Source organism: Salinimicrobium terrae DSM 17865, from assembly GCF_000424665.1.
GTDB classification, from domain to species: domain Bacteria; phylum Bacteroidota; class Bacteroidia; order Flavobacteriales; family Flavobacteriaceae; genus Salinimicrobium; species Salinimicrobium terrae.
Genome location: NZ_AUKI01000016.1, coordinates 347,170 through 359,160 on the forward strand (window position 1 = coordinate 347,170; position 11,991 = coordinate 359,160).

The 11,991-nt window shown below is 39.4% G+C and carries 12 protein-coding genes and 1 tRNA gene; 7 read left to right on the forward strand and 6 right to left on the reverse strand.

Going from position 1 to position 11,991, the window contains the following annotated elements:
• Positions 1-121: 121 nt before the first annotated feature.
• From H148_RS17425 to H148_RS0107140, 3 genes are all read left to right on the forward strand, one after another.
• On the forward strand, positions 122-1,417 hold the full coding sequence (locus H148_RS17425) for an L-lactate MFS transporter (protein ID WP_245583396.1): 1,296 nt from the start codon (positions 122-124) through the stop codon (positions 1,415-1,417).
• A gap of 387 nt (positions 1,418-1,804) precedes the next feature.
• Positions 1,805-2,293, forward strand: a complete 489-nt coding sequence (locus H148_RS0107135) for an RNA polymerase sigma factor (protein WP_029034188.1) — start codon at positions 1,805-1,807, stop codon at positions 2,291-2,293.
• Positions 2,277-2,882, forward strand: coding sequence for a hypothetical protein (locus H148_RS0107140; protein ID WP_029034189.1), 606 nt, complete (start codon positions 2,277-2,279; stop codon positions 2,880-2,882). The genes H148_RS0107135 and H148_RS0107140 overlap by 17 nt, the downstream gene beginning before the upstream one ends.
• A 117-nt stretch (positions 2,883-2,999) precedes the next feature.
• Here the strand turns inward: H148_RS0107140 and H148_RS0107145 are convergent, their stop codons facing one another.
• From H148_RS0107145 to H148_RS0107165, 4 genes are all read right to left on the reverse strand, one after another.
• Positions 3,000-4,292, reverse strand: a complete 1,293-nt coding sequence (locus H148_RS0107145; protein ID WP_029034190.1) for a paraquat-inducible protein A — start codon at positions 4,290-4,292, stop codon at positions 3,000-3,002.
• Positions 4,293-4,612: 320 nt separating this feature from the next.
• Complete coding sequence (locus H148_RS0107150; RefSeq protein ID WP_029034191.1) at positions 4,613-5,218, reverse strand: hypothetical protein; 606 nt, start codon at positions 5,216-5,218, stop codon at positions 4,613-4,615.
• 161 nt (positions 5,219-5,379) lie between these two features.
• Positions 5,380-5,529, reverse strand: coding sequence for a hypothetical protein (locus H148_RS18595; protein WP_156877220.1), 150 nt, complete (start codon positions 5,527-5,529; stop codon positions 5,380-5,382).
• A 56-nt stretch (positions 5,530-5,585) separates the two neighbouring features.
• The gene (locus H148_RS0107165; protein ID WP_029034192.1) at positions 5,586-6,926 is read right to left on the reverse strand and encodes a ferredoxin reductase family protein; all 1,341 of its coding nucleotides are present in this window, start codon (positions 6,924-6,926) and stop codon (positions 5,586-5,588) included.
• Positions 6,927-7,477: 551 nt separating this feature from the next.
• On the opposite strand from H148_RS0107165, the gene H148_RS0107170 reads away from it, so the two are divergent.
• The gene (locus H148_RS0107170) at positions 7,478-7,756 is read left to right on the forward strand and encodes a TFIIB-type zinc ribbon-containing protein (RefSeq protein ID WP_245583397.1); all 279 of its coding nucleotides are present in this window, start codon (positions 7,478-7,480) and stop codon (positions 7,754-7,756) included.
• A gap of 222 nt (positions 7,757-7,978) precedes the next feature.
• On the opposite strand, the gene H148_RS19035 is transcribed toward H148_RS0107170, so the two are convergent.
• Positions 7,979-8,281 (reverse strand): GIY-YIG nuclease family protein, encoded by a 303-nt coding sequence (locus tag H148_RS19035; protein WP_029034194.1) that lies wholly within the window; start codon positions 8,279-8,281, stop codon positions 7,979-7,981.
• Between the two features lie 137 nt (positions 8,282-8,418).
• Positions 8,419-8,491 (reverse strand) — tRNA-Phe (locus H148_RS0107180).
• Between the two features lie 118 nt (positions 8,492-8,609).
• Here H148_RS0107180 and H148_RS0107185 point away from each other — a divergent pair.
• Genes H148_RS0107185 through H148_RS0107195 form a run of 3 tightly spaced genes read left to right on the forward strand, consistent with a single transcriptional unit; the run spans position 8,610 to position 11,990 of the window.
• A complete protein-coding gene (locus H148_RS0107185; protein ID WP_029034195.1) occupies positions 8,610-9,341 on the forward strand; it encodes a type III pantothenate kinase in 732 nt (243 codons plus the stop codon).
• Positions 9,338-10,585, forward strand: a complete 1,248-nt coding sequence (gene bamG, locus H148_RS0107190; RefSeq protein WP_029034196.1) for a BamG family beta-barrel-assembly machinery protein — start codon at positions 9,338-9,340, stop codon at positions 10,583-10,585. Before H148_RS0107185 ends, bamG begins: the two co-directional genes overlap by 4 nt.
• Positions 10,586-10,619: 34 nt before the next feature.
• A complete protein-coding gene (locus H148_RS0107195) occupies positions 10,620-11,990 on the forward strand; it encodes a hypothetical protein (protein WP_029034197.1) in 1,371 nt (456 codons plus the stop codon).
• The last annotated feature ends 1 nt before the right edge of the window (position 11,991 follow it).

Here is an 11,991-nt window from a genome sequence, read left to right on the forward strand (position 1 = left end):
TTCAGGCAGGAGAAAAATCGGACATTAAAAGTTAAGCAGAAGCCGTAGTAAACTTGCTAATAATTCTCTGTTCTTTCTACTTGTGTTTCTATGGATCATAAATTATGAATAAGAAATTGAGATGGTAAAAGAAGGAATGCCTGTAAAGGCCAAAAAGAACAGATGGCTTATAGCGCTTTCTGCAATTTGTATACATCTTTCAATAGGTGCTGCATATGCGTATAGTGTTTACACAATTCCATTGGTGGAAACCCTGGGCTGGACCGTTGCTTCAGTTACCATAGCTTTTACTGTAATGATGACTCTGGGTGGAGCTTCAGCAGCTGTTTTTGGAAAGTTTGTAGAAAGAAGTGGTCCTAGAAAATCGGCCATAGTTGCTGCAGTATTATTTGGAATTGGGCAGGCAGGATCGGGTTTTGCCGTATCGATTGATTCTCTTGAGCTTTTTATTCTTTCGTATGGATTTCTTAGTGGAGTTGGACTCGGCATAGGATATATTGCTCCGGTGTCGACCCTGGTAAAATGGTTTCCAGATAGACGGGGACTGGCAACAGGGATGGCAGTATTAGGCTTTGGAACAGGTGCCCTTATCACGGCCCCCGTCGCGGCTGCTCTTATGGAAAACGTGGGTATCTCTACAACCTTTTATATTTTAGGGACAAGTTATTTTATTTTGATGCTGCTTGGAGCCCTATATATCGCTCCGCCTCCACGCAACTGGATGCCGCAGGGTATGAAAGAAAAAAGCATCAGGGGCGTACGAAAACTCAATGATCTTTCTTCTCTTACTGCAAAGAAAGCAGTGAAAACAAGGCATTTTTGGATGCTATGGACTATTATGCTCATTAATACCAGTGCAGGTATTATGATGATCTCTGTGGCTTCACCGATGGCCCAAACCATTGGCGGACTCTCTGCCGCAGCTGCAGCGGTCATGGTAGGTCTTATGGGGATCTTTAACGGTGCAGGACGTATAGGTTGGGCAGCAGCATCTGATTATCTTACACGGCCTGTGGTGTTTATTATATTTTTTGTAATTCAACTCGTCGCTTTTCTTACCCTGCCTAACACATCCAGTGCTTTGGTCTTTCAGGCGCTTATATTTTTGGTGGTGAGCTGTTATGGAGGTGGGTTCTCCAATTTACCGGCATTTATCGCCGATCTCTTCGGAACCAAAGAGCTCGCTGCTATTCATGGTTATCTTTTAACCACCTGGTCTCTGGGCGGACTAATCGGTCCCACTTTGGTTTCCCAAATTTATGCCGGGACAGGCAGCTACATACCCGTTTTTCATGTCTTCATCGCATTAATTGCAGTGGCTTTGGTCATAGCCGTCCTTTTGAAGTGGGATGTAAGACGCATTAGAAAACGACAAAAAGAACCTGTAGCCACAGTCTACGATGAAACTCAGGGTTAATAAATGTTCAGTGTTTCTTGCTGTGTAAACAGTTTTTCGTGCAGGTAATTCCTAAATTATGAAATCAAAACACTCTTTTTAGGCAGGACGATCATCCCAATCTTATAACCACTTGTCACGTCATAACTTTCTCCTACAATAACATCTTTATTTTCATATTTCCTCGTTTCTTGTATAATCCATGTGGATGTTTCAAAAAATTACAGATGTAGGGAGGGCTGTAATTTAACAAGAGACCCTTCTGCCATAATTAAACTTGAGAGAAAATCACCTGTTAAATCTTTAATCAAATAAGAAAAGGATCTGAAGTCTGATTGGCAACCTAAAAAACTTCTGCTGAAAGTGTAATAAATTAGAATTTGAGCCACTAAACAAGAAAAGTATAGTTTGAGCAGCGATTTTTATAACTCATCAATTTTACCATTTGCCCCCATTATCATCAAGATTTGCCGTGCATATACAGATTCACAGGAAGATTATGAAGACTACTACCAGGAAGTCTGTCTGCAAATATGGAAAAGCAGAGATAACTTTAAGGGAAACTGCAAATGGTCTACCTGGATCTACAGAATATCTCTAAATGTTTGTCTGACTCTACTGAAAAAGAAAAATAAAAGCCAGATGCTTCCTGCTGAAGATAAAATAGTCGGGGAACCACAGGAATCACAATATTTTTCAGACAATGACCTATTTCAACTTTATGAAGCAATTAAAAAATTGTCTGAAGTAGACCGGGCAGTGATCCTCTTATATCTCGAAGAAAAATCATACCAGGAAATTTCTGATATCATAGGAACCAGCTCGAACAATATTGGAGTTAGAATAACAAGGATTACAAAACGACTAAAAAAATTATTAGATGGAAAATTCGATTGAAACAATATGGACCAAAGGATTTTTGAAAGAAGAGGTTCTGGCTGCACCCAGGATAAACAATTTATATCAAAAGAAGTCCAAGCTTCTTATTGAGGAGCTCAAAAAAACCTACAGAACCGATAACAGAGGTATAATACCATTGGCAATCCTGGCAGTAATTGGATTTAGTGTTGCTGGTCATGTGATCGTGGGCTTATACGTTATGGCACTAATGATGGGTATGTTTTTTCTAAACAAGAACAAACTGGTTTCTCTCGAAGAAATTAGTATTGAATCTACAACCTATGATTATTTGCTGAAGTACCGGGAAATGCTCTTTCACCTGAAAACTTTCTACACCCGTCTGTTAGGATTTGGCCTTCCCGTTGCCGGATTATTTGGATATTTTCTGTTCTTCCGGAATAGTGCTATCCTTAAAGATCTTCTTCAGTTAGAGGAAATATACATTATAGGAATTCTCCTGGGAATTTCACTGGTTCTTTCGGCACTGGGGATCCTGGCTTACCGGATCAGCCTTCAGCTTATGTATGGCAAATTCCTCCTAAAACTTGAGGATATGATAGCAGATATGAACGAACTCCGGAAGTAGAATTAAACTGTAGAGCAGTAATTTTCATTTCCCTTAGCACATTGGATGACCCGGTTCAAAGAATTACTAAGAGGTGTCAAAAATGCCATTTTAGAGGGGTAACCAGGAAATGCTCCCCTATGTTTTTTCTTTTTTACGGGTAATCCTTTTCAGAATAGTGGAGAGGATCAAACTGAATAAAACAAACCCAATAAAAATGATGAATCCGGGCTGCAATGAAGTTTTATTGGTAGAAATACTTACCAGGGATTCAGTTTCCATATTAAGATCGGACAGCTGGTTGTCCAGTATGCCCTGGAATCCTATATAGGCCATAAAGACTGCAATTACGTAAACATCTGCCATGCTCCACTTACCCGATTTAAATGCAAAGAACCTCAGAATCTCATTTTTCCTTAGCTTTTCACTTCCGGCGAGATAGATTTGAGTAGAAACTAATTTGGCAACAGGAAAAACTATACTGAAGACTAGAATAAGAAGCCCCACGAAAAATGAATCCACTTTTCCCGTTTCAAAAAGGATATCGATTACCTGCAGGATGCTTTTACTCTGAAAAAAGATCACCTGGTCATTAAAAGTTATTTCTTCCCCGATCAGTAAAAAATTTACTTGTTGGAAACGTGCATCTATTTCTATCATAGGGGCAGTGAGCCCGGCAAAAAGCACAATTAATGATACCAGGACAGAAATGATAAATAAAGGAGTGTGTAAAGGTCTTTGATTCCGAAGTAACCACCAAATAAGCAGAAAAACCACAATGATTCCGAGAAGGATGTAGGTGTGGTAATAGGTTTGCGCCTCCAGTTTCCTGAGATCATCTGAAGTTTTTCGGTTGAAACTTTTTTGGTCTTCTACATCATATTTTTCCAGAAGTTCATTTATACGCAAAACGGCAACTTCAGAATTTGCGTGGGTCATATCACTATACTCCTGAAGTTTGCTTTTTATGACGAACTTAAGTGCTTCTTTATTTTCAGGCTTCTGAATTTCATCTACTATTGTCTGGGCGAACATAGGTACAAGAGCCCTAATCTTTTCTTCGGGAACCAGGGCCCTAACCGCAAACTTCCTGAGTTTCCCCTTCAGGCTCTTTTGTTTGAGGTTCATCAAACTATCACCTTTGTCGATCCCGGTGGTTAAAATATTCTCTACCTGAAGTACTAAAGTGTCTTCCTGTTCGGGGGTAAATTCAAATTCGTCAATACGGTTCAGGACCATATTGGTCAAATGATCCCGCCATATATTCACCGATAAAATTCCGTGGGTAATGCTGTTTAATTCGCTGTAATCCTTTTTTATTTCGGCTGCTTCCGAAGAAAATTTGTATACGAGATAGCTGCTCCACGCAGCAATTGCGAGCAGGGCACCGGTGACAATCACAAGGAGAATGCGTTGTAGAGATTTAGACATTAGGACATTGATAGATAGTATTTTATAAAATGTACTCCTATTATCCGGAAAAAAATCATTTCCTAACGTTTGGCTGTATCAATTTGGGAACTTTTGGGAAAAGAGGTGGAAAATGCGTGAGTTTGTTTACTGGCTCTTGGATGAAGATGCTGAAACATGTTCAGCACGACGATGGTTTGTGAGCATGTAGCGGTTTTCTCTCCCGCTTCACCCTGAATTTATTTCAGGGTTTTATAGATGAGGTTGTTGAAACAAGTTCAGAATGACGGAAACAGGTGTCAAAAATGGCATTTCAGAGAGGTATTTTAAAGCACCTTAAGTTATTCTGTGATGCCGTACCTTCTATACTTTTTGATCAGCTTTTTCACGCCTTGCATTGAGAGTGTTTCCGCATTATTAACGTAATCCCAGCTATTGTCGTCTTCGCTTTTTGTCACTTTTGCAATAGCGGCTACATTACTTTCGGAGAGAAGCTCCTGGGAATTGAGGTCATAAATCTTTATGGAAATACCGGCTTCATTTGTTTGTGTAGAGAAGCCTACTGACGGGGCATGAGCGAAAGAACCCATTTCATTTTTAATCATATTTGACTCCACAGTAATTAGGAAGTCCATCCCGGTTGCCTTTTGCAAATACTGAAGTTGTTCCGTTGAAGGATCCTGAGGCATGTATTTTGGAACTTCTTTCCGTTGGCTTAGGTCATCAATAGAGACAAGGGAGTCGCCAAGAACTTTTTTAAAACCTTTAAGGGCTACTTTTTTAATGCGCTCTTCATTATAGTTGGTGTAGGGCCGGTTAAGTATCCACTCTCCTTCTGAAAAGTCTATCATTCTTCCTTTTTCAAAGTGATAATGATATTTTGTGTTGCCACAGGAAGTGAAAAGCAGGAGAAAACCAGCAAGGATCAAAAAGGGAATTTTTTTCATAGTTTTTTAGAACGGATTGTTCCACCCATCCATTGCTATCTCCAGAATATAATTCAGCAGCACCAGGAATAATATTGCCTGGAAAAGGTAGGCGATGATATTTAAGGCCTTTCTGTATTCCTTCAAGATTATTTTATTGACTTTTAATTATTCCAGATAAGTTAATGGGTAAAATAATACAGCGCCTTCCCACTGAAATATCCTGCTGTTAAAAATAGTAGTCCCAGAACAACTATTCCTACGATAAGCCATAGAGTTTTGTCTGCAGAATTTTTAAAATCGGGCAGATAGGTGCCTAATAGTTTTTTCATAATACCGATCATTAGGTTTTTAGGTTAGTACAAAAATCAACTTTTTGTTACACTATTTAATTAAAATCAAATTCTTCAGAATGTATTTTTGCTTTTGGAACTTTTAGAGCTCGGAGTTCTTTGCAGATTGTCTTTCTCATACTTTTTGGTCCGCAGATGAATATTTCTTTGGTGTGGATTTCAGGATGCTCACTGGGTTTAAAATAACCGTTGATTTCTTCAGAGATCACCTCTACATGAAATCCCGGCATTTTTTTCTCCAGGGCTTCAAATGTTGACAAATGTATGGCCGCAGCAATATTTTTCACACAGTAATAAAGCTCAACTTTTAGAGAATGATTGGGAGTGTTAAGCAGGTAATTTGCCCAGCTCAGGAAGGGTGCAATTCCAACCCCGCCTCCAAGCCAAACTTGCTGCGCATTGGTGCTAGAGTAAAAAAACCTTCCATAAGGTCCTTCGAGCAAAGCAGGGGTGCCGGGTGCTACTACTGAGTACAACCGATTTGTGTAATCTCCGAGAGATTTCACCATAATCTTAATTCTGGCGTCTTCGGTGCGGTCACAAATAGTAAAAGGATGACTTTCTGCAGGAAGATCTTCAGAAAGGAAAGTAAAGAAATAAAATTGTCCAGGTTGAAAAGAAATTTTAGTATTCTTTCTTGGCTGAAGTTCTATCTCAACTATGCTGTCATTTAAATATTGCACTCCAATTACAGTAAACTGGCTTTTCTTTTTTACCAGATCAAAAAATACAGATTTGTAGAGCCAGGCCGAGATCCCGCTCGCCGAAAGCAAACTTAAGTAAATCCCGAGTAAAAGATTTTCAGAAAAGGATATTCCCTGGAAAAATAGGTGCGCCACTCCCAGAATAAAGAAAAATCCCATGAATTTATGGGAGATCTTCCACTTATCATACGGAATCTTTATGACAAGTGTGAAAAATATTAGTATTATCATTCCCCAAAGCGCCCAACTTCCCAGGTTTATTGCCAGGCGACGGTGAAGAGGGAGCAGGTACCATAAAGCTTTGGAAAAATCCTGAGGGATCCATCTAAGGGCTAAAAAAACTGGATGTGCCAGGATGCAAAAGAATGCAGTCTTCCCCATCACGCGATGAATTTTGAAAACCTTATCCAGGCCTCCAAACCAGTTTTCAAATATGCTTAAACGAGAGGTTAGAATTAAACTGAGAGAAAATAGTGCGAAGCCTGTAAGGGAAGACAGTTGACTTGCATAGACAAGGAATGGGCTGAAATTGTGCTTTACGGTAGTTTCGGGATAAGAGATCATCCACAACGGGATAACCAGGAGCGCAATTCCCCAAAACATCCAGGAACCGTATTTTTTTTCAATCAAGAGACCTGTGCGCGGCTTGTTTGTGAGTTCATAGGACAACATATCTTATTGATTTGTGATTTCATATCAATGCACAGCAGTATAAATGCTGTTTGTAAGATGTCCAGAAGGGTGGAAAGGAATCTTAAGATCTTTGTGTTTCAACACATCGATTAGCACTTTAAAATTACAATTAAAATTAATAGGTTGATATCTAAAATTCAAAAAATCTTCCCGAAAAAGATAGGCAGAATTGACCTTTTTAGAAGGTCAAATTAACATTGCGAGATTATGACCTTATGAAGAAGGTTAACAGTTCTATACCTCGTCATTCTGCATAGCCCCCCTTCTAGAATAAGCAAGAATTCCCTTGGATAAGTTCATTTATGAACAGGGGCCATAATCCATGAAAGATTGGAGGATGTTTGGAGCCGGAAGTATTTAGGTAAGGGAATAGAAAAGGAGTGAGACCGGACGCTGAAGGAGTGGGGGCTGGTACTTAATTGTGTTATTTAAAACCAACATGAATTTTTATTCTATATATTCTGGATCATTACTTTTATACATTTTTTAAGGATATAACAAGGTAAAAATGGCTAAAAAACCTTATTTTGATGGCTAAAATAAACAAGAAAAATATGAAATGTCCCAATGATAATACTACACTAATAATGACCGATAGGAATGGAGTAGAAATTGATTACTGTCCCGAATGTCGTGGAGTCTGGCTGGACAGAGGTGAATTAGATAAAATAATTGAACGATCGGCGCCTCAGGCTCAGGGAAATACGAATCAGCAGTTTCGCAATGATAAAAACTACAGTTCACGGGAGAATTATCCTCAAAGGCCTAAGAAGAAGGAATCATTTCTTGGTGACTTATTTGATTTTTAATTGAAAACTTGATGGTTTTCTGAAGTAGTACCAGCTGATTTCATCAATACTTGTATTTCAGATGATAATCTTTGGAATCATTGAGGATTTCTCATAATGAGGATAGATAATACTTTCCCTGAATCTGTTTGTTCTAAATTTTGTTGAACTTCTGGAATTATATTTTTTTAAAAAAGTACAGGAAATGGCTTAGAAATTCTTGAATTATTTAGTCATTAAAAATCAATTTTTTCCTGAAGGCTTAACTCTATATTCTAATAGGTCAGCAAGTAATTCAGGATGATCTATTATTTCCTCAATAAATTTCCTGTTCTTCTTTTTCTTGATAAGCCCTTTCAGGTAAGTTGCTTCTTCTTTCGAGGTACATTTGAAAATTAATTTAGCCTCCCAATCAGAGGCAGCTTTGGTAAAAGCTTTAATCCTTTTGTGACTGTTGTGCAGTTCAATTCTGGTCGGAACATTATTTGTTTCACCCGTAAAATATTTGTCGGTTGTAGGGCTGTATATGATGTAAAGAAAATGCATGTATAAAAGGTAAGGAAAAAAGATCCATTCTTCCTCTTCAGATTAACCAGAATTTTTACCTGGTCCACAACATTTAGGAATGATCCTTAAGATAAAAAAGCCCTCAAATTTGCATTTGAGGGCTTCTGCTTTGCTTGTGGTGCCTCCAGGAATCGAACCAGGGACACAAGGATTTTCAGTCCTTTGCTCTACCAACTGAGCTAAGGCACCAGTGCTTAAAGCGGCTTACCTTGTAGTAAGCGGGTGCAAATATAGATTCAAATTTATTATCTCCCAAAGGAAAATGGAAAAAAATGCTTTTGTAATTTAGCTTTTTCAAACATCCACAATGAACCTCGTAATTGATATAGGCAATAGTATCGCTAAACTCGCTGTCTTCCAGCAAGATAAAATTTTGAAGAAAATTCCCATTGGCAAATCCGGCTTAAAAAAAAGTATAGCTGAAACCCTCCAGTTACACCCGGAAATCAAAAATGTTGTTGTTTCCAATGTATCTTCAGCAGAATGGGAGCTTCCAATGGAGGTGAGAAATCAGGTGAAGGTTGTAGAGCTTTCCGTAAGCACTTTATTGCCCTTTAAGAATAGTTATGGCACTCCTAAAACCCTGGGGAACGATCGAAGAGCACTAATGGCAGCGGCTGTAAAACACCATGCAGGAAAAGACGTTCTGGTGGTTGACGCCGGAACTTGTATTACCTACGATTTTAAAACGGCTGAGGATGAATATTTGGGCGGTGGAATATCTCCCGGGTTAAAAATGCGATTTTTAGCCCTCCATAATTTTACCGCAAACCTTCCGTTAGTAGAAGCAGGGGAGGTGCATGAATTAATTGGTACTTCGACCACTTCTTCAATAACTTCGGGCGTAATGAATGGTACTGTCATGGAAATTGACGGAATAATTAATGGGTATAAAGAAAAATATCCCAATTTAATATGCATTATTACAGGAGGAGATGCAACTTCCTTGTCTGGAAACTTAAAAAATGGCATATTTGCGAACTCCAATTTCTTATTGGAGGGTTTAAATTATATTCTAGAATTTAATATCGATCAATGACAAAACGATTGTTTGTAATCGTATTCATTTTATTTTCAGTGATTACGACTGCTCAGGAGCGAACTTCCTCACCTTATTCCTTTTACGGTTTAGGCTTAAATACCTTTAAGGGAACCGTTGAAAATAAATCTATGGGTGGTCTTAGCATAATATCAGACAGTATTCATGTTAACCTTCAAAATCCCGCAGCGTACGGTAGGCTTAAGTTAACAACCTATGCAGTCGGATTGAGCAACACTTCCGTAAATATGGAGTCGCAGGATGAAAACTCCTGGAGGAATTCCAGTTCCCTTGATTATCTTGCGGTAGGAATTCCTACCGGAAAACTGGGCTTCGCTTTTGGACTGGTGCCTTACTCCTCTGTGGGATATAATATAAATGATGTTGACGAAGCAGGCGGAGTGGCCAGTAGATACTCCGGAAAGGGAGGTCTTAACCGCGTTTTTCTTGCCGCGGGTTATGCGATCACACCAAATATAAGCCTTGGCGCAGATGTTAATTATAACTTTGGAAATATTCAAAATAAAAGTATTTTGGTGCGGGAAGGTATACAGTTTGGTTCACGGGAAATTAACAGAAGTGACCTTAGTGGCTTCACCTATAAAATCGGACTGGACTACGAAAGGATGCTTAATGAGAGCTTTCAGTTTAAATTGGGAGCGCATTTTACGCCAGAAACTACCTTAAAAGCAGAAAATAAAAGGGAACTTGCAACTTTGCTTTTGGGGAGTGAAGGTCAGGAAGTCACTGTAGATAAACGGGAAATAACTCCCCCCGACTCAGAATTTGTTCTACCCTCCAGCCTTAGCGTAGGAGCAGGTATTGGGTTGCCAAGAAAGTGGTTTGTAGGGGCCGAATATGTGACTACTGCAGCAGGGGATTACAGTAACAGGGCTTTTGCCATTGAAGGTGCTTCTTTTGAACAGGCAGCAAAATACAAAGTGGGGGGTTATTACATCCCCAATTACAATTCTTTAACCAGCTATTTTAACCGTATTGTTTATCGTGGAGGACTGCGTATGGAAGAGACGGGGCTTCACCTCAACGGGGAATCTATTGATGAGTTTGGCATAGCTTTTGGTTTAGGACTACCAGCAGGAAGGATGTTAACCAATATCAACCTGGGATTTGAGTACGGACAGCGCGGTACCACAAGTTCGGGGTTAATTCAGGAAAACTTTTTTAATGCCATGATAAGCTTCTCGTTAAATGACAGGTGGTTTATCAAAAGAAGATTCGAATAATCACAAACTATTAATCAGGAATAAAACTTAAATTATGAAAACCAAGGTTATACTATTTCTTTCCGGGGTCTTTCTGGGTACAGGAGCCTTGCAGGCACAGGCTAACCAGGAGTGTGCCACTACGGCAGCTCTTGCCTATAGTGATGCAAAAGCAAAAAACTATGATGCGGCATGGACCAGGATCGAAACTTTAAGGGAAGAATGTCCTTCATATCATATAGCTACTTATCAGTATGGAGAAAGAATACTAAAAGATAGACTGGAAAAAGCACCCGATGCCGAGAAGAAGGCTATCGCACAGGAGTTAATTGAAATATACAGAGAGCGTTTGCAGTACTTTCCTTCCAAAACTGATGAAGGAGATGTGAATGCCGATATAGCACAGCTTACCTATGACGTAAAGTTGGGGACCACAGAGGAGCAATATGAGGCTTTTGATAAAGCTTTTGAGCAAAATCCAAACAGCCTTAATGCGAAATCCCTGTACACTTATTTCTACCTGTTGGTAGAGTTGCAGGATGCTGGTAAAAAAGATCTTCAGGAAGTATTCGATAAGTACGATGTTGTGATTGCAAAACTGGAGCAGCAGGAGAATGAAACAGCAGAGTCTTTGGCAAATCTTATAGAAAAGCAGGAAGCCGGAGAGGAATTATCAGCTAAGGAGAAAGCAAGACTTAACGCTTACGAGAAAAACCTGGTAGCTTATAGTGCCGTTAAGGGTAGTATTAATGCCAAATTGGGTCAACGTGCAGATTGCGATAATCTTATTCCGCTTTACAGCAAAGACTTTGAAGCTAATAAAGGTGATACGGAATGGTTGAAGCGAGTGAACAGCAGGTTGTCTGCAAAAGATTGTACAGAAGATCCACTTTTTGTAAAAGTGTCTGAGGCCTTACATCAACTTGAACCATCTGCAAGTTCTGCATATTCTTTAGGACAGTTAGCTGAATCTAAAGGGAATACTGCAAAAGCAATGGAATATTATAACCAGGCTGCCGAGTTGCAAGAAGATCCATCGGTTAGGGCGAATATCTATTATAGAATTGCCAATAACCTAAAGGAAAAAGGACAGTATGGAAACGCAAGAAATATGTACCGAAAAGCGATTGCTTCCAAGCCATCACTTGGTAGAGCATATCTTCAAATTGCGAACATGATAGCCCTTAGTGCAAACAATTGTGGAGATACAGCTTTTGAGAAAAGAGCAGTATACTGGAAAGCTGCCGAATACGCCGAGAGAGCTGCAAGGGTAGATCCTTCAATAAGTGGTACTGCTAATGAAACAGCAAGCGCTTACAGAGGTAGAGCACCGCAGCGCCAGGATATCTTCCAGAATGATATGCAAGGTAAAACCATCAACATAGGATGCTGGATTGGAGAAAGTGTAAGAGTACCTAACCTGTAAT